This is a genomic window from Streptomyces beigongshangae, assembly GCF_019710745.1.
GTDB classification, from domain to species: domain Bacteria; phylum Actinomycetota; class Actinomycetes; order Streptomycetales; family Streptomycetaceae; genus Streptomyces; species Streptomyces beigongshangae.
In genome coordinates this window covers 1-16987 of record NZ_JAHKJW010000099.1, presented here as the reverse complement: position 1 = coordinate 16987, position 16987 = coordinate 1, and the positions used below count along the sequence as shown (strand labels likewise).

Sequence of the window (16987 nt, the reverse complement as noted above, 5' to 3'; positions counted from 1 at the left end):
CGCCGCCCGGACCCGGCGGACCGCCCGCGCCGCCCGAGCCGCCGCGCCGCGACCGGCGCGGGCTGCTCGCGGGCTGCGCCGTGTGGCTGGGCCTGGCCTGTACGTGCCAGATGTGCTGCGGCGAGTACCAGGACCCGTGGTCCGGGGAGCGGAAGCCGGGCTTCTGCCAGCGCTGCAGGGACTGCAGCGACTGCTGTGAATGCTGCGACTGCTGTTCGCAGTGCGGTGACTGCTGCGGCAACTGCTGCGACGGGTGCGGCTGCGACTGTGGCTGCTGACCTCGCGGCCGAGCGGCGGCCCCCGACCGGGTGAGCCGCGGCCGGACCGGCCGACGCACCGGTGGATCGCCGCACCGGTGGGCCGGTCACCGACGGGCCGGTCACCGAGGGCGGGGCCGCGTCGGCTCTGCGGGAGACGCCTTCTCCGTACGCGGCCCGGCGGCCGGGCCGCGGTCCCCGCGGGGGCGCCCGTGGCCGTCCCCCGCTCGTGGCCGAGAAGCGGGGGTTCCCGGTGGCCGGCGTCCGGCGGACCCGGCGTGTTCGCGGACCGGACCGCCGGAGTCCTCGGGGAGGAGCGGCCGTTCGGCGACGGACGCGGTCGAGGAGGGGAAGGAGTGGCGTGAGCGCCGCGTCCGGACGGTGTCCGCGCCCACGGCCCGCTCGCGCTCAGCGGTACCCACCGGGTCGAGGACCATCCGCAGGGTCGATTTCCGGCCACGCCCGGTCGGCCGTGCGCACATCGCGCACGGCGGGCGCCGGTCCGTCGTCCTCGTGCGCGGGCGGGGGCTCGGGCTCGACGGCGGAGCGGGCGCGGCAGCCGCCGCCTCCGGTGCCCGCACGCCCGGTGGGTGCCGGGCGCGCAGGGGCGCACGACAGGGGACTTCAGCCGGTGCCTGCTTCCATCGCACGCGTTCGCGGACCACTGCGTCTGCCCCTTCCCGTCACCGGGGAATAACCTGAGCGCGGACGCGGAGGCCGGAGGCCGCGATCTGCCGTGGCGGGACCGGACCGGCGCCTCCCCGGCAAGATCAACCCTTGCAGGGCATACGTAAGTTGAACGCCGTACGGCCGAAAGGCGCCCTTGCGTCGATCGGGTGCACGGTCAAATACTCCCCCCAGCGCCTTGTCAGGGGCACGGCGTATCCGGAATCCGGACACTCTGCCTCTGGCGTGCGCCTCACGGGCCCCGACCCCACGCGGGCCCCCGACTTCCCTTTGGAGGGAACGAACAGTGAGGACCAAGCGCACCACCCCCCGTAGCGGTACCGCGAGACGGACCAGGCTGATCGCCGTCACCTCCGGACTCGTGGCCGCGGCCGCGTTCACCGTCCCCTCGGCGAGCGCGAGTGACGCATCGACGTTCAGTGCGTCAGAGCTGAAGAGCGCCAACTCCTCCGTGCTCAAGGCCGATGTACCGGGCACCGCCTGGGCGACCGACGCCAAGAGCGGCAAGGTCGTGGTCACGGTCGACAGCACCGTCTCCGAGGCGGAGATCGCGAAGATCAAGCAAGCCGCGGGCGCGAACGCCGGTGCCCTGCAGATCAAGCACACCCCCGGGAAGTTCACCACGCTGATCAAGGGCGGCGACGCCATCTACTCCGGCTCGGGGCGTTGTTCCCTGGGCTTCAACGTGCGCAACAGCGCGGGGACCGTCTCCTTCCTGACCGCCGGTCACTGCACCTCGGGCGCGGGCACCTGGTACGGCAACTCCAGCCGTACGACCGTCCTCGGCCCGACCGCCGGGACCAGCTTCCCGACCAACGACTACGGCCACGTGCGCTACAGCAACACCTCGATCGCCAAGGAAGGCACCGCGGGCAGCACGGACATCACCAGCGCGGCCACCCCGAGCGTGGGCACCAACGTCATCCGCACCGGTTCCACCACCGGTACGCGCACCGGACGGGTCACGGCCCTCAACGCGACCGTCAACTACGGCAGCGGCCAGGTCGTCTACGGCATGATCCAGACCACGGTCTGCGCCGAGCCCGGCGACTCCGGCGGTCCGCTCTACGGCAGCAACGGTGTCGCCTACGGTCTGACCTCCGGCGGCAGCGGCAACTGCAGCTCCGGCGGCACCACGTTCTTCCAGCCGGTCACCGAGGCGCTGAGCGCCTACGGCGTCAGCGTGTTCTGACCGGTACGCACGCAGGTACGCACCCGGGTACGCACGCAGGTACGTACCCGGGTACGCACGCACCGGAGCGGCATCCGCACGACCTGGCCGGGCCGGCAGCGGACGGGCCCCCGCACACCGTTCGCGGTGCGGGGGCCCGTTCCCGGTTTCAGCCGTCGGTCCGCGGGGTCGCGCACAGCCACTCCAGTACGTCCGGGAGGGCCTCCAGCGCCGAGAAGTGACCGCCCTCCGGGTCCAGGACGGGGCGGGCCCGCGGGATGTGCCGGGCCAGCCACTCGAAATGGCCCACCGGGGAGAACGCGTCCTCGGCCCCGTGCCACAGCAGCACGGGACGGGTGACCTGCGCCGGGTCGAAGCCCCAGTGGCTCAGCAGCGCCAGCCGGTCGTCGAGCCAGCCGTACGCCGAGGTGCACAGCGCCTCGCGGTGGGCGCGCAGCAGCAGTTCACCCACGGCCGGCGTGGAGACGATCCGGCGGTCGGAGTCGGTGAGGCCGTCCCGGAGCGACGCGAGGAACCGGGCCGGGTCCGCCCGGACGTCGGCGGCCCGCGCGGCCAGCCGGTCCGCGAACTCCACGGGCTCGGTCAGCGCCAGCGTGCACTCCTCGACGGCGGACGGCGCCATCCCCTCGAACCAGTTCAGCCCCTCGGCGACGGGCGGCGCGAGGCTCGCCAGCACGGCGGCCCGCCGCACCCGGCCCGGCAGCAGCGCCGCGCAGGCCAGTGCGTGCGGGGCCCCGCCCGAGACGCCCAGCACCGCGAACCGGCCGAGCCCGAGCGCGTCGGCCAGCGCGGCCACGTCCCGCGCCGCCTGCGCCACCCGGCGTCCCGGGCCGCGGTCGGAGCCCCCGTACCCGGGACGGTCGTACGCGATGAACCGCACTCCGGGGTGCGCCCCGGTCGTGTCGGGCGGCAGCACCCCCAGCCGGCAGCCCGGTGTGTCGTGCAGCAGCACCACCGGTGTGCCGTCCGGGTCGCCCCACTCCTCGAACGCCAGCCGCCGTCCGTCCCGCATCCGTATGCCGCTCGGCACCTCTGTCCTCCATCTCCCCTTCGCCTCCGCGCCGGAGTTACCGTCGAAGTACACACCTTGCGCGCCCGATGCGGACCCCGGGGGGTCGTCATGGTCGAGGAGCTGGTGACGGCGGGAGTGACGCTCGCGTCCGTCGGAGTGGTGTACGCGACGGCCGCGGCCCGGGTCGTCAAACAGTACGAGCGCGGAGTGGTGCTCCGGCTCGGAAGACTGCGGCCCGGGGTGCGCGGTCCGGGATTCACCCTGATCGTGCCCTTCGTGGACCGCCTCCAGAAGGTCAACATGCAGATCGTGACGATGCCGGTGCCCGCCCAGGAGGGCATCACCCGGGACAACGTCACGGTCCGGGTGGACGCCGTCGTCTACTTCAAGGTGGTGTCCCCCTCCGACGCGGTGATCCAGGTCGAGGACTACCGGTTCGCGGTCTCGCAGATGGCGCAGACGTCATTGCGTTCGATCATCGGGAAGAGCGAGCTGGACGATCTGCTCTCCAACCGCGAGAAGCTGAACCAGGGGCTGGAGCTGATGATCGACAGCCCGGCCGTGGAGTGGGGCGTCTCCATCGACCGCGTCGAGATCAAGGACGTGTCGCTGCCGGAGACGATGAAGCGGTCCATGGCACGCCAGGCGGAGGCCGACCGCGAGCGCCGGGCCCGCGTCATCAACGCGGACGCCGAACTGCAGGCGTCCAAGAAACTGGCGGAGGCCGCCGGAGTGATGTCGGAGCAGCCCGCGGCGCTCCAGCTGCGGCTGCTGCAGACCGTGGTGGCGGTCGCTGCCGAGAAGAACTCCACACTCGTCCTGCCCTTCCCGGTCGAGCTGCTGCGGTTCCTGGAGCGGGCCCAGCCGTCGGCACCGCAGACGGCGCAACCGGCACCGCGGACGGATGAGCGGCTGCCGGATGAGCGGCTGCCGGACCAGCACCGGGAATCGGTGCAGGAGCAACTTCCGCCCGCGGAGGCACCGCCGGATCCGGCCTCCGGAGGGTCGTATTCAAGACAGGACTAGACCTCGGCCGGATCTCACGGAATGCCAGGGGTTACTCGCTCGTGGTATTTGCGATGGGAATCGGTCCGACGGGACGAGGGCCTGCGGGCGCACGTCCTTCATGTGGGGGGCGCGTCGGCTGTGGCGTGCGCTTCCTGAAGTCGACCTTGTGTGCTCCGGTGTCGCGTCGGAATAGTGGGGGTGTCCGTTGGCATGGACGCGGCTTTTTTCGTGAGTCGTCTCCTTTGCCGCACACCTTTCGGTCCCGGTGGTCCCCACAATCGCCGTGTCCGACCCCCCACAGGAGGACACCAGTTGAAGCACCGACGTATATCCAGGCGACGGGTCGCCGTGGCGGGTGCGGGCATCGCCGCACTGCTCGCCGGCGGAACCACCTTGCAGAGTGCGAACGCGAGTGAGAACGCACCCGCTCCCGACCCGAGGACCCTCTCGGTCGCGGCGGCCGGAAAGCTCGCCTCGGCACTCGATGAGGACCTCGGCGACGACGCGGCGGGAACGTATTACGACGCGAAGACCAAGACCCTCGTCGTGAACGTGCTCGACGAGTCCGCGGTCGACGCCGTCGAGTCGGCCGGGGCCGAGGCCAGAGTCGTCGAGAACTCCCTCGCCGAACTGAGGAGCGCCCGTACGGCACTGAAGAAGGGCGCGGCCGTCCCCGGCACGGCGTGGGCGGTCGACCCCGTGGCCAACAGGGTCGTCGTCACCGCGGACCGCACGGTCACCGGCGCCGGGCTGACCAGGCTGACCGAGGTCGTCGACGGCCTCGGCGGCACGGCGGAACTGAAGCGTACGAAGGGGGAGTTCAAGCCCCTCATCGCCGGTGGCGACGCCATCTACGGTGGCAACAGCCGCTGTTCGCTCGGCTTCAACGTGGTCAGGGGCGGCGAACCGTTCTTCCTCACCGCCGGGCACTGCACCGAGTCGATCGCCGTCTGGTCCGACTCCTCCGGCACCGAGATCGGGCGGACCGTGGAGTCCAGTTTCCCCGGCGACGACTACGGCCTGGTGAAGTACACCGCGGACGTGGACCACCCGAGCGAGGTGAACCTCTACAACGGGTCCGCCCAGCAGATCTCGGGTGCGGCGGAGGCCACCGTCGGTATGCGGGTCGTCCGGAGCGGGTCCACGACCCAGGTCCACGACGGAACGGTGACCGGACTGGACGCCACCGTGAACTACGGCAACGGTGACATCGTCGACGGGCTCATCCAGACCGATGTCTGCGCGGAGCCCGGGGACAGCGGAGGGCCGCTGTTCTCCGGCAGCAACGCGATCGGACTCACGTCCGGCGGCAGCGGGGACTGCACCTCCGGCGGGGAGACGTTCTTCCAGCCGGTGACCGAGGCGCTGTCCGCGACGGGTACGCAGATCGGCTGATCGGTCGGTCGGCTGATCAGTCGGTCAGCTGATCGGCTGGTCGACCAGCCGACTGGTCGGCCGGGTGACTGGTCGGTTCGTTCGCCCGTGTGCCCCGTCCCACCTGCCCGGTGGGACGGGGCACACGCGTCGAGGGCGAGAGGGCTGCCGCCCGGTTCCCCGCACCCCTCTAGAGGCTGCGGGGCCGGGTCCTCCCGGTCCGGGCGCCCGCCGTCAGGGTGATCGCGGCGCCCAGGACCGCCCAGGCGGACAGGACCAGCAGGGACGCGGTCGCGTCGTTGGTCCTGAAATACGCGATCGAGCGGGCCGCCCAGGTACCGGCGCCCGGAGGGAGGGCGGGACCGATCGCCTCCCAGAACGGGGGCAGCATCGGTGGCGGGAGCGCGCCGCCCGCGCTCGGGTTGCCCAGGATCACCACCAGCAGGACGGCCACGCCGATACCGACGATCCCGAAGACGCACTGGAGCGCGAGGGTGGCGGCGCCCACCGCGAAGGTGATGAGCGCGCCCAGTCCCCAGAGGGCGGCCACGCTCCCGGGCAGGGCTCCCAGGACGGGACCGACGACGACCGCCCCGCCGAGTCCGCCGACGACCGCGACCAGGGCCATGACGGCGAGCCGGATCACCGCGCGCCGGAGGTCGGCCGGCCGGGCACCCGCGCTGATCGCCAGCGCCGACGCGCACAGATAGCCGCCCACGCACCAGCCGACCACCAGGTAGAAGGGGGAGAGCCCGCTGGCGTCCTGCGCGTCCGCCGGGGCCACGTCGACGGTCCGTACCGTGCGTCCCTGGTCCTTCTCCAGCCGGGTGGTCAGGGAGACCAGCGCGTCGGACAAGGTCCTGCCGCCGCCGGAGGCGACCAGCAGGGTGTCGGCGGTGCCGTCCGGATCGATCAGCAGGGCGCCGTCGAGGGCGCGGTTCTCGATCTGCCTGCGGGCCGTGGCCTCGTCGGCGAGCAGCCGGGGGGCCAGGGGCCCACCGGGCAGCCGTTCCAGCCGGGCCACCGTCCGCTCGGCGGTGGCGGCCGGGGCGACCACCCCGAACGCCGCGTCCTTCAGTCTGGGATGGTGCAACGCCCCCACATAGGAGGCGATGAAGAGCAGTTGCAGGGCGACCACACCGAGGACGAGCAGGGTGGCCCGCGGGGTGACCGCGTCCTTCACCTCGTCGAGGAAGGACCGGGGCGGTACCGCTGCTGTCCGTGTCATGTCTCCACGGTCCGAGCCGCGGGGTGTTCGCGCAGTCGGGCAGGCCCGAATGGACGGCATACGGGTGACGTACGCATGTTCGGTGGTGGATCCGTGTCCGGGACGGCGCCCGGAATTTTGCCGACCGGTAACTTCCCACCCCTGCTACTCGACCGTAACTTGAAGAAGGAACAGCATCCTCGTGATCCGGATCACCAGGGCGTACGCCTCGTCACCCCCGTGAGCCGTAAGGAGATCACCCGATGCTGCCCTGGAAGCACCTGCTCAGACCCCTGTCGGCGCTGCTGCTGACCATCGCGGTCACCGTCGTCCCCGCCGCGACGGCCACCGCCGCGGCCCCCGGCACCGCCGCGGCCGCCGACCGGGCCGGAGCTTCGTCCGGCGGCGGCTGGAACGACTACTCCTGCACACCGTCCGCCGCCCACCCGCGGCCCGTCGTCCTCGTGCACGGTACCTTCGCCAACTCCGTGGACAACTGGCTGGGCCTGGCGCCCTACCTGGTGGACCGCGGGTACTGCGTCTACGCCCTCGACTACGGGCAGCTCCCCGGGGTGCCGTTCTTCCACGGTCTCGGCCCCATCGACAAGTCGGCGGAGCAGCTGAGGACCTTCGTCGACAAGGTGCTCGCCGCGACCGGAGCGGCCGAGGCGGACCTCGTCGGCCATTCGCAGGGCGGTCTGATGCCCCGCCACTACCTGAAGTTCCTGGGCGGGGCCGCCAAGGTGAACGCCCTCGTCGGTATCGCCCCCAGCAACCACGGCACCACGCTGAACGGCCTGACCAACCTGCTCCCGTACTTCCCCGGCGCGCAGGACCTGCTCTCCACGGCCACTCCGGCCCTCGCCGACCAGGTGGCCGGCTCCGCCTTCCTGACCAGGCTGAACGCGGGCGGCGACACCGTGCCGGGTGTCCGGTACACGGTCATCGCCACCAGGTACGACGAGGTCGTCACGCCGTACCGCTCGCAGTACCTGGTGGGTCCGGACGTGCGCAACGTCCTGGTCCAGGACCTCTGCGCGCTCGACCTCTCCGCGCACGCGACGATCGGGCTCGTCGACCGGATCGCCTTCCACGAGGTGGCGAACGCGCTGGATCCGTCCCGGGCCACCCCGACCACCTGCCTGTCGGCGGTCGCCCCGTAGCGGAGGGCGGGGCACCGGGTGGCCCGCGGAGCGGCTAGCGGCTGCCGCCCGCGCGACGGCGGACCGAGGCGAACAGTGCTGCCGCGCCGATCGCCAGGGCGGCCGCTCCGCCCACCGCGAGGTAGGCGGTCGAGTCGGATCCGCCGGTCTCGGCGAGGTTCTGCGAGCCGCCCGCGGGCTCGGCGCCGTTCGCGGGACCGTCCGCCGACCCGCCGGAGCCCACGCCCGCCGTCTCCTCGGCGGAGGGAGCGGATCCGGTGCCCGGGTCCGCCTTCGTGTCCGTCTTGGTGTCCGCGGCCGCCGTGACCGTGGCCTGCGTCTTCGGATCATCGTCGCCGTGACCCCCGTGCTCCACGGACGACTTGTCGGTGCCGTCCGCGATCTCCGCGTCCGACGGCGCCGACGCGGTCGGGGCGGCGGAGACCTCCGCGCCCGCGCCGCCCTCGCCGAAGACGACGTCCGAGCAGGTGTAGAAGGCCTCCGGGGAGTCCGAGCGCTGCCAGATCGAGTAGACGAGGTGACGGCCCGACTTGACCGGGACGACCCCGCTGAAGACGTAGTCGCCGTTCTCCAGCCGCGGGTCGGTGACCTTCGCGAACGGCTTCGCCTCCAGGTCCGACCACTTCAGCGGCTTCGCCGGGTCGTACCCGTCCTTGGTGACGTACAGCTCGAACGAGCCCTTGTGGGGGGCGGTCGCCTTGTAGCGGAAGGTGCGGTTGCCCGAGGTCAGCCGGCTGGCCGGCCAGTCGGCGCGGGCCAGGTCGAGACCCCTGTACTTGTCGTTGCCGGCGCTGCACAGCTTCCCGTCGGGGATGATCTCCTTCGACTTCCCGGCCGCGTCGGCGATGTTGACCCCGTTCCAGTCGTAGAGGGCCTGCGTCCCACCGGCCGCGACCGCCGCCTTGCAGGCAGCGGACCTCGGGTTCTCCGGACCCTCCGCGAAGCAGGCCGCGACCCGGCTCACCGGGTCCGTCATCGAACCGTGCGCGGCGGCCGGTGCGGCGGCGAGTGCGGTCAGGACGAGCGGGGCGACGCCGACCGTGGCGACGGTGGCGAGACGGGCGGCCTGGTGACGAGCGGGCATGGGGGAACTCCTCGAGCAACGGTTCAGCGGGTCTGGGGGCGCCTGTGATGCCTGGGGGGCGATCAGCAAACTAGCCCTTCGAAACCGCGGAACCGCCTGCTGGGAGCGGGTACGGGCGATTCTTATGGTGCCGTTAAGGGAGCGCTGAGACTGTGCTCAGGTAGGCCCGTCCGGCCCTCAGCCCTCAGTCCTCCGGCCCTCAGTCCTCCGGCCCTCAGTCCTCCGGCCACCAGGTTCGGTGGATGTCCTTGCGGATCTCCGGGCGCTCGGCCGGACGCCGGTCGGTCTCTTCCCGCACTCGACGGGAGTCCGGTTTCTTCAGGGGCTTCTGCACGGTCGTGCGGCGCATAAGGGCCTCCTCGCGGCCACCGGGCTCCGCGTTCTCACGGCGGTGGGCCGTTGCGGGGAGACTGGCCCATCGAGGGACGCTTGTCAGTGGTGACTGTCACGTTTCCCCCAAGAGTCCATATGCCGGACATCCCGCCGCCCGGGTCGGCGGCGCCGGGACCGGCGCCGGGATCGGGGGCGGAATCGCTGGCCGGCGGCGGCCCGTTGTCGGCGGCGGGTGCCACGCTGGGCGCATGACGAGCAACACGGCTGGTGAGGGACGGTCCGGCGTCGGCTGGGACGCGGAGTCCGCCACGTTCGACGACGAGCCGGACCACGGACTGCGGGATCCCGCCGTGCGCGGGGCGTGGGCGGCCGGACTGCGCGGCCGGCTGCCCCGCGGGCCGGCCGACGTGCTCGATCCGGGCTGCGGCGCCGGCGGGGGCTCCTGCGCCCCGGCGGGCGGCCCGTCCTCATGGAGGGCGTCCGGGGGACGGCGAGCCCGGCCGGGCTGTCCGCCGGCCGGCTGACCGGCCTGCTCGCGCTCCTCGTCCGGGACGTCCGGGTGGAACGGCTGTCGGGCAGGGCCTAGGCGAGCAGTGCCTCGAAGCCGCCTTCCCGGGCGACGCGTTCGAGCTCGTCCAGGGCGGCCCGGGCGGCGGACGCGGCCCGTGGGTCGGTGGTCTCCAGACCGCTCGCCGCGAACTCGTCCTCGTCCAGGCGCAGTACGGTCCTGCCGTCGGCGGAGCGCCACAGGTCCAGGTCGAGGTCCTCGCAGACCACCTCGCCCCCGGTGACGTCGGCGGGGCGGGCGATGTCGCAGTACCAGCCCTTCAGCACGCCTCCGCCGTCCCGGACCTCCTTCACCGAGTACCAGCGGTCGCGCCAGTAGTGCTCGGTGAAGACGTCGCCCGGCTCGAAGCGCACGAAGCCGAAGTCGCGGACGCCGTCACCCGCCCAGGGTGCGCGGACGGTGACGTGCGTCCCGTCGTCCCGGAGGAGTTCCGCCCGGTAGCGGATCTTCGTGCGGCCCGCCTTGACCAGGACGACGTCCAGGACGTCCAGGACCTCCGGCCGGTCCGGGGGCGCGTGCGAGGGGTCAGGCGAGTGCGCGGACATGCTGCACCTCCGTGGCACAGATCTCGTAACCGAACGATTGGTTGATGGCCAGCATCGGCCCGTTGCCCGAGTCGTTGCCGGTGAACGCCTCCGTGAAGCCGGCGGCGCGGGCGCGGTGCAGCGAGTCGCCCTTGGCGAGCTTGGCGAGACCCCGTCCGCGGTGGGCACGGGCGGTGCCGGTCATCACGGTGGCGTACCGGGTGCCGCCGTCGGTGCGGGCCGCGCTGAACGCGGCGGGCCGGCCGTCGACGACCGCGACGGAGGTCAGTTCACGGCTGAGGAGTGGATGGTTCCAGGTCTCCTTCAGCCATGCCCCGTAGTCGGTGAACTCGTAGTCGATGTCGCCCGGTTCATCCAGAATCGTCTCGGCGTCCAGCTCGAACAGGGGGCGCGGGTCGTCCGCGAAATCCGCGGCCGTGCGCAGTTCGACGTCGGCGGGCGGTTCCCGGCGCGCCGGCAGCGCGGCGTTCGCCAGGTCGAGGCGGAGGAAGTGCGCGGAGCGGCTCGCGAGGTAGCCGCGCCGCTGCGCGAAGGCGCGGTTCGCCGGCTCGTCCAGCACCCAGGCGAAGAGCTTCGTCGCGGACACCCCGGCGAGGTGCTCCTCGGCGGTCCGTACGAGCAGGGAGCCGGCGCCGCGGCCCCGGCGCTCCGGGTGCACGTACACGTTCAGGTAGCCCTGGCCGGGTTGCGGGCTGTCGTACACCATGCCGGTCTGGGCCGTGCCGACGAGCTCGCCGTCCTCCTCGGCGACCAGCGGCCGGAAGCGCGCATCGGGGTGGATGTGCGCGACGTCGTGGAGGACGGATTCCGGGGTGGCGAGCATGTAGGGGAGTGCCAGCCGCCGGATGCGGGCGAACCCCGCGGCGTCCTCGGCGCGGAAGTCACGGACGATCACAGTCATGGAAGCGCACGCTACGCGCGAGTGCGGCAGGAAGCCTCTCCTTTTCGGTGAGGTGCGGGACAATCGGCGGGTGACGTTGAAGATCGACATCGATGACGGGACGGGGGTCGCGCCCTACGAGCAGGTGCGCGCCCGGATTTCCGAGCAGGCGAGGGCCGGGACGCTGCCGGTGGGGTACCGGCTGCCGACCGTACGGGGGCTGGCCGGGGAACTCGGCCTCGCCGCCAACACGGTCGCCAAGGCGTACCGGGCGCTGGAGGCGGACGGGGTCATCGAGACGCGGGGGCGCAACGGAACGGTCGTCGCCGCCGCGGGCCCGGCGGCCGATCGCGCGGCCGCGTCGGAGGCGCAGGCGTATGCCGACCGGGTGCGGCGGCTCGGGCTGTCCGAGGCCGCCGCCCTCGACGCGGTGCGGGACGCGCTGCGGGCGGCGTACGGCGAGTCCGGCTGACGGCCCGGGACCGCCCCGGCCCCGGCCTGCCTCTGCTCCGGCTCCGGCAGGAGTCGCGCCCCTACAGGTACAGCCCCGCGTCCGCGTTCTCCCGCTGGTCCGGGACCGAGGCCGGGGTGGTGCCCCGGCGCAGGGCGTACAGCTCCGCCAGGGTGGCGCCGTCGCGGCCCAGGCCCTCCTCCGTGCCGAGCCAGGCCCCGGCCTCCCGGCGGGTGAGGGGGCCCACCTCGATACGGGCGAGGCAGCGGCCGGGGCGGACCACCGCGGGATGGAGGCGCTCCAGGTCCTCGTTGGTCGTGACGCCCACCAGGACGTTGCGGCCCTGGCCCAGCAGCCCGTCCGTGAGGTTGAGCAGCCGCGACAGCGCCTGCCCCGCCGTGTGCTTGGCCTCGCCGCGGATCAGCTCGTCGCAGTCTTCCAGGAGGAGCAGCCGCCAGCGGCCCTTCCCCGTGCCGTCCTCCTCGCCGATGGCGATGTCCATCAGATAGCCGACGTCGGAGAACAGGCGCTCCGGATCCAGGACGCAGTCCACCTGGCACCAGTCCCGCCACGAGCGCGCCAGCGTGCGGAGCGCCGACGTCTTGCCGGTGCCCGGCGGGCCGTGCAGCAACAGCAGCCGGCCGGCGATGTCCTCCGGCACCGTCTTCATCAGGCCGTCCATCGCGTCCGCCACCGGTGCCGTGTAGTTGGCGCGCACCTCCTCCCACGTACCGGCCGAGATCTGCCGGGTCGTGCGGTGCGGGCCGCGCCGCGGCGACACGTACCAGAACCCCATCGTCACGTCCTCCGGCTGGGGTTCGGGCTCGTCGGCCGCGCCGTCCGTGGCCTGGCCGAGGACCTTCTCGGCGAGGTCCGCGCTGGTCGCGGTGACGGTGACGTCGGCGCCGCGGCTCCAGCGGGACACGAGCAGTGTCCAGCCCTCGCCCTCCGCGAGCGTCGTGCTGCGGTCGTCGTCGCGGGCGGACCGCAGGACGCGGGCACCGGGCGGGAGGAGGGCGGCCCCGGGCCGTACGCGCTCGATGTTCGCCGCATGCGAGTGCGGCTGCTCGCCCGTCGCGAAGCGGCCGAGGAACAGCGCGTCGACGACGTCCGACGGTGAGTCGCTGTCGTCGACGTTGAGCCGGATCGGCAGAGCGTCGTATGGGTTCGCAGACATGCCGCCATGATCCGTCACGTGGACGTCCCGTGCATCCGGTTTCCGCGGTGCGCCCCCTTCGCTCTTCCCCTCTTCCCTCCTTCCCTCCTTCCCTCCGTCCCCCGTCCTGCCGCGGGACCGTGGAGCCAGGACTGTGGAACACGAAACCTGTTCCCCCGCCGACACGCGCGGTTACTGTTGCCCTTGATGGGACGTCATGAGTGGAATGCGGAAGCTCGGCGGTGGCGCCTCACCGCTCTGCTCGGCGTGGGCGCGGTCGCTCTGGCCCTGGTGCTGACCCTGATCCACGCGCTGCCCGGGGACACGGGAGGCACGGGGAGCACGGCGGGCGCGGCCCGCGACGGCGGCGGGGCGCACGGCACGCCCTCCCTGCCCCGGGCCGTGGGGCCGGAGGTGGGCTGGGGCTTCACCCACACCCAGTTCAGCGCGGACCAGGGCAGCGCGGCCGCGACGAAGCGGGTGCAGCGGCGCCTCGGCGAGCGGCCCCCGCCGCAGATCCAGCACATCATGGGCTGGGGCGCGGACAACCCGGAGCCGGTGAAGGGGCGCTACGCCTTCGAGGCCATGGACCGCCGGATCGACTTCGTCCGTGCGACGGGCGGCACTCCGGTCGTCACACTGTGCTGCGCCCCGGACTGGATGAAGGGCGGCAGACCCGGCTCCGACCGGACCGACTGGAGCCAGGAGGCCCTGGAGAGGGCGCCGGACCGCGCCCACTACGGGGACTACGCCGCGCTGGCCGCGACCGTCGCCNGAGGCCCTGGAGAGGGCGCCGGACCGCGCCCACTACGGGGACTACGCCGCGCTGGCCGCGACCGTCGCCCGGCGCTATCCGGACGTACGCCACTTCATCGTGTGGAACGAGTTCAAGGGTTTCTGGAACGACGCCGAGGACCGCTGGGACTACGAGGGGTACACCGAGCTGTACAACCTCGTGTACAGGGCGCTGAAGACGGTCGACGAGGACATCGAGGTCGGCGGGCCCTACCTGGGGATGGACAGCCTCGACCCGCGCCGGCAGGACAACGCCTCGCCGGACCTGAGAGGCCGTTGGGGGGCCGTGGACCAGCGGGTCCTCGACGCCTTCGACCACTGGAACGAGCACAAGGCGGGGGCGGACTTCGTCGTCGTCGACGGGGCCAGCTACACCAAGGACGACGAGCTGCTGCCGGACGAGTTCGGCGCGACCGAGAAGTTCACGGCGGTGGGCCGGTGGGTGCGGGAGCGGACCGGCAGGCTGCCGCTGTGGTGGGCCGAGTACTACGTGGAACCGGCGGACGGCGACGACGTGCGGGACGGCTGGCCCGAGGCGCGCCGGGTCGCCGTCCACGCGTCCGGGCTGATGGCGATGGCCCGCGGCGGGGCCGGCTCCGCCTTCTACTGGAATCCGCAGACCGAGAAGGGCACCGGGTGCGCCGGGTGCCTGTGGACCCCGACCGACCGGGCCTCGGGCGGGAGACCCCTGCCGATGCTCGGTCTCCTCTCCCGGTTCGGCGCGGAGTTCCCGCCCGGCACGACGTACGAGCCGGTCTCCGTCGCCGGGGACGACGCGGCCCGGGTGCGGGTCCTCGCCGACGGCGAGGCCGTCCTCGTGGTGAACACCCTGGGGCGGGGGACCGGGGCGAGGGTCGGGGGGAAGTGGGTCGACCTGGGCGCGTACGAGGTGAGGTGGCTCCGGCGCTGACGGGTTCCCCGCGCCCTCTCCGGCGGATCACGCCATGGTCAGGAATCTCTGGATCAGGGAGGCCAGGAGCATCGCCAGGAGGGGGAGGGAGAACCAGAAGGTGTTCTGGAGCCACCGGAGCTGCGGGACGCTCGGGCGGACGGCCACCCGGACGATCTCGCGGGCCGTCAGCAGGACGACCAGGGCCGCCGCCGCCAGGGCGCCCACCACCGACCAGGGGGTCCAGGTGATCCGGGGGCCGATCGGCCCCGGGTCCGCCTTCGCCACCGCGGCGCCGGGCCGGTCGCGCAGGGTGTAGACCGTCGCGTCGTCGTGGGCGAAGACCTTGCGCAGCTCCGGCCGGGCGTCCAGGTTGCGCAGGAGACGGCGGTCCCAGGTCCCGGCGTAGCCGACGTCCAGCTGAAGGTAGGTCACCTGACTGCGGTTGACCATGAGGTACGAGTTCGGGCCCGCCTCCTCCAGCGCCTCGACCAGACCCGACACCGACACCGGGTCGGCCGGCGCGAGCGTCGGAACGTACTCCACCCTCTCCATGTCCCGCGCGCCCCACGGCAGCGAGGGCGTCACGTTGTTCACCGTGTCGTCGCTGAGCCACAGGAGCCGGGCCGTCGGCTCGTCGTGGGCGTACACGTACTCCATCGCGGCGACCTCGCCGGGCCTGACCCGCTCGAAGGGCTCGTTGCCCCAGCGGGCCACCAGGAAGCCGCCCAGCAGGACGAGGCCCGCCAGCAGGGCGGCGAGCGGCGCGAGGCTCACCCGGTCCCGGTTCCGTTCCCTCGCGGTGGCGCCGGTGCGGGGGAAGAGCGCCAGGCCGGCCAGCAGGGCCGTGCCCGGCAGGGCGAACATGAAGACGCGCAGTGCCATCTCGCCGCCGTACGACTGCATGCCGAAGCCTAGGAACGGGACGAGGGCGAGCACGAGCAGCGACCGCTCGCGGTACTCGTGGCCGCGCCGGCGCCAGTGTCCCCAGCAGGCCAGCGCCAGCACGCCGCCCGCCAGCGCCACGCGCGCGTAGAGGACGAGCTTGTGGGACGAACTGCCCTCACCGATACGGCCGGAGACCGAGGACGACACGTTGTCGCCGACGCCGCCGACCCCGCCGAACAGCTCGTCGAAGTGCCCGGACCAGTACGGCTCGGCGAGGAAACCGATCCAGGCGCAGACCACGACGGCGAACAGGACGGGCAGGCCCCGCAGTTCGGAGCGGCCGGCCAGGACGAGGACCGTGAGGACGCCCAGCATCACGAACGGCGTCAGCTGGTGGGCCGGCACGCTCGCCATGAACAGCCCGATCACCACCATGAGCAGTACGGTCCGTTGGCGCCGGTCGGTCGGCTCGACCTCCAGCTCGCCGGGCCGCGCCTTCGTCCACAGCATCCGCGGCGCCCGGAACCACACCAGGAGGATCGCCACGAAGACGAGGTAGAGGAGGTAGGTGAAGCCCTGCGGGGAGAAGTAGTCCTGGCCGACCCAGCCGCTGAGCACGAAGATCCAGATGCCGGTCCACCGGGCGCGCCAGCTCGCCCGCATATGGCGTACCAGCAGGAACATCGGGGCCAGGTAGAGGAGTTGCATGGCCGTCGGCCACCAGCGGATGACCTCGGTGAGGTCCTCGACCCCGCACGCCCCGGAGGCGAAGGCGGCCGCCGCGAAGAAGCCGGGCCAGCTCCAGCGTGCGTCCAGGTCGGGCACGGCCGAGCCGGTGCGGTCGACGTAGTCGATGAACCCGAGGTGCTGCCAGGCCGTCGCGAACCGCGGTTCGGCCTCGATCACGGCGGGCAGCGCGTGCAGCGACACCACGGTGGCCAGCAGGGTGACCATGAGCAGGCCCTTGTGCTCGCGGCCCAGCCGGAGCAGCGAGGCGAACACCGCGACCAGCAGTCCCGCCCCGACGAGCGTCGGCGTCGGCAGGACGGAGACCAGGCCGAGCCCGCCCATCCGGTCGAGGTCGCGCTCCCCGAGCCCGGACGCGGGCACCCAGTACAGGAGGAGCGCGGCCGTCAGCAGGGAACCGAGCAGTATTCCGGGCCGGGTCGGCCGCCGCCGCTCCCGGCCGGACGCCGACGACACCGGCACGGGCCCGTCCGCCTCCGGTACGGTTCCGTTCGCCTCCGCCACGGGCCCGTCCGCCTCCGGTACGGTTCCGTCCACCTCCGGTACGCGACCGTCCGCCTCCCGTACGGCTCCGGGGGCGCCCTTCGCGAAGGGCGCGCGCCCTTCGGGTACGCCCTCCGGTCCCCCGGTGGGATCGCTCTCCGGATCCTCGGCGGAATCGCTCTCCGCCTCCTTGGCGGGGCCGCCCTTCAGTTCCCCGGCGGGGCCGTCCTCCGGCTCCCCGGCGGGGCCGTCCTCCGGCTCCCCGGCG

General features: G+C 72.8%; 13 protein-coding genes and 4 pseudogenes. 9 read left to right on the top strand and 8 right to left on the bottom strand.

The features are described from left to right. The 3 genes and pseudogenes from KM933_RS40075 to KM933_RS37035 form a co-directional block, all read left to right on the top strand. Positions 1-278 (top strand): annotated as a pseudogene (locus KM933_RS40075) (hypothetical protein); the annotation flags it as partial. A 569-nt stretch (positions 279-847) separates the two neighbouring features. Continuing rightward, on the top strand, positions 848-1051 hold the full coding sequence (locus KM933_RS40455) for a DUF1684 domain-containing protein (protein ID WP_308013666.1): 204 nt from the start codon (positions 848-850) through the stop codon (positions 1049-1051). 179 nt (positions 1052-1230) lie between these two features. Further along, positions 1231-2136, top strand: a complete 906-nt coding sequence (locus KM933_RS37035; protein WP_221361390.1) for a S1 family peptidase — start codon at positions 1231-1233, stop codon at positions 2134-2136. A 148-nt stretch (positions 2137-2284) separates the two neighbouring features. On the opposite strand, the gene KM933_RS37030 is transcribed toward KM933_RS37035, so the two are convergent. Then, positions 2285-3166 carry an alpha/beta fold hydrolase gene (locus KM933_RS37030; protein ID WP_221361387.1) on the bottom strand — a complete coding sequence of 294 codons (882 nt, stop codon included), beginning with the start codon at positions 3164-3166 and terminating at the stop codon, positions 2285-2287. 90 nt (positions 3167-3256) lie between these two features. Here KM933_RS37030 and KM933_RS37025 point away from each other — a divergent pair, with 90 nt between their 5' ends. Together KM933_RS37025 and KM933_RS37020 are read left to right on the top strand one after the other, a co-directional pair. Next, a complete protein-coding gene (locus tag KM933_RS37025; RefSeq protein WP_221361385.1) occupies positions 3257-4174 on the top strand; it encodes a slipin family protein in 918 nt (305 codons plus the stop codon). 294 nt (positions 4175-4468) lie between these two features. Further along, on the top strand, positions 4469-5551 hold the full coding sequence (locus tag KM933_RS37020) for a S1 family peptidase (protein ID WP_221361383.1): 1083 nt from the start codon (positions 4469-4471) through the stop codon (positions 5549-5551). A gap of 169 nt (positions 5552-5720) precedes the next feature. On the opposite strand, the gene KM933_RS37015 is transcribed toward KM933_RS37020, so the two are convergent. Next, positions 5721-6758, bottom strand: coding sequence for a DUF3533 domain-containing protein (locus tag KM933_RS37015; RefSeq protein ID WP_221361381.1), 1038 nt, complete (start codon positions 6756-6758; stop codon positions 5721-5723). 242 nt (positions 6759-7000) lie between these two features. Here KM933_RS37015 and KM933_RS37010 point away from each other — a divergent pair, with 242 nt between their 5' ends. Further along, the gene (locus KM933_RS37010; protein ID WP_221361379.1) at positions 7001-7900 is read left to right on the top strand and encodes an esterase/lipase family protein; all 900 of its coding nucleotides are present in this window, start codon (positions 7001-7003) and stop codon (positions 7898-7900) included. Positions 7901-7934: 34 nt separating this feature from the next. Here KM933_RS37010 and KM933_RS37005 read toward each other — a convergent pair whose 3' ends face one another. Together KM933_RS37005 and KM933_RS40065 are read right to left on the bottom strand one after the other, a co-directional pair. Continuing rightward, positions 7935-8984 (bottom strand): lytic polysaccharide monooxygenase auxiliary activity family 9 protein, encoded by a 1050-nt coding sequence (locus tag KM933_RS37005; RefSeq protein ID WP_221361377.1) that lies wholly within the window; start codon positions 8982-8984, stop codon positions 7935-7937. A gap of 214 nt (positions 8985-9198) precedes the next feature. Further along, positions 9199-9333 carry a hypothetical protein gene (locus KM933_RS40065; protein WP_260334744.1) on the bottom strand — a complete coding sequence of 45 codons (135 nt, stop codon included), beginning with the start codon at positions 9331-9333 and terminating at the stop codon, positions 9199-9201. Between the two features lie 232 nt (positions 9334-9565). On the opposite strand from KM933_RS40065, the pseudogene KM933_RS37000 reads away from it, so the two are divergent. Then, positions 9566-9903: pseudogene (locus KM933_RS37000) on the top strand (hypothetical protein). On the opposite strand, the gene KM933_RS36995 reads toward KM933_RS37000, so the two are convergent. Both KM933_RS36995 and KM933_RS36990 read right to left on the bottom strand, forming a co-directional pair. Beyond that, positions 9900-10430 (bottom strand): ribonuclease FAU-1 family protein, encoded by a 531-nt coding sequence (locus tag KM933_RS36995; protein ID WP_221361375.1) that lies wholly within the window; start codon positions 10428-10430, stop codon positions 9900-9902. The pseudogene KM933_RS37000 and the gene KM933_RS36995 overlap by 4 nt on opposite strands. Further along, entirely contained in the window at positions 10411-11331 is a 921-nt protein-coding gene (locus tag KM933_RS36990) for a GNAT family N-acetyltransferase (RefSeq protein WP_221361373.1), read from the bottom strand. Before KM933_RS36990 ends, KM933_RS36995 begins: the two co-directional genes overlap by 20 nt. Before the next feature lie 70 nt (positions 11332-11401). Between KM933_RS36990 and KM933_RS36985 the strand changes: the two genes are divergently transcribed. Next, positions 11402-11782, top strand: coding sequence for a GntR family transcriptional regulator (locus tag KM933_RS36985; protein WP_221361371.1), 381 nt, complete (start codon positions 11402-11404; stop codon positions 11780-11782). Positions 11783-11843: 61 nt separating this feature from the next. Here the strand turns inward: KM933_RS36985 and KM933_RS36980 are convergent, their stop codons facing one another. Beyond that, positions 11844-12938, bottom strand: a complete 1095-nt coding sequence (locus KM933_RS36980) for a DUF5925 domain-containing protein (protein ID WP_221361360.1) — start codon at positions 12936-12938, stop codon at positions 11844-11846. 186 nt (positions 12939-13124) lie between these two features. Between KM933_RS36980 and KM933_RS36975 the strand changes: the two are divergent. Beyond that, a pseudogene (locus KM933_RS36975) lies at positions 13125-14622 on the top strand (xylan 1,4-beta-xylosidase). A 27-nt stretch (positions 14623-14649) separates the two neighbouring features. Here the strand turns inward: KM933_RS36975 and KM933_RS36970 are convergent. Continuing rightward, positions 14650-16987: pseudogene (locus KM933_RS36970) on the bottom strand (lipopolysaccharide biosynthesis protein); the annotation flags it as partial.

Bases quoted from the DNA above. Each gene is read 5' to 3' on its own strand.
- KM933_RS37025 (WP_221361385.1), top strand. From the start codon at position 3,257: ATGGTCGAGGAGCTGGTGACGGCGGGAGTGACGCTCGCGTCCGTCGGA.
- KM933_RS37015 (WP_221361381.1), bottom strand. From the start codon at position 6,758: ATGACACGGACAGCAGCGGTACCGCCCCGGTCCTTCCTCGACGAGGTG.
- KM933_RS37010 (WP_221361379.1), top strand. From the start codon at position 7,001: ATGCTGCCCTGGAAGCACCTGCTCAGACCCCTGTCGGCGCTGCTGCTG.
- KM933_RS37005 (WP_221361377.1), bottom strand. From the start codon at position 8,984: ATGCCCGCTCGTCACCAGGCCGCCCGTCTCGCCACCGTCGCCACGGTC.
- KM933_RS40065 (WP_260334744.1), bottom strand. From the start codon at position 9,333: ATGCGCCGCACGACCGTGCAGAAGCCCCTGAAGAAACCGGACTCCCGT.
- KM933_RS36995 (WP_221361375.1), bottom strand. From the start codon at position 10,430: ATGTCCGCGCACTCGCCTGACCCCTCGCACGCGCCCCCGGACCGGCCG.
- KM933_RS36990 (WP_221361373.1), bottom strand. From the start codon at position 11,331: ATGACTGTGATCGTCCGTGACTTCCGCGCCGAGGACGCCGCGGGGTTC.
- KM933_RS36980 (WP_221361360.1), bottom strand. From the start codon at position 12,938: ATGTCTGCGAACCCATACGACGCTCTGCCGATCCGGCTCAACGTCGAC.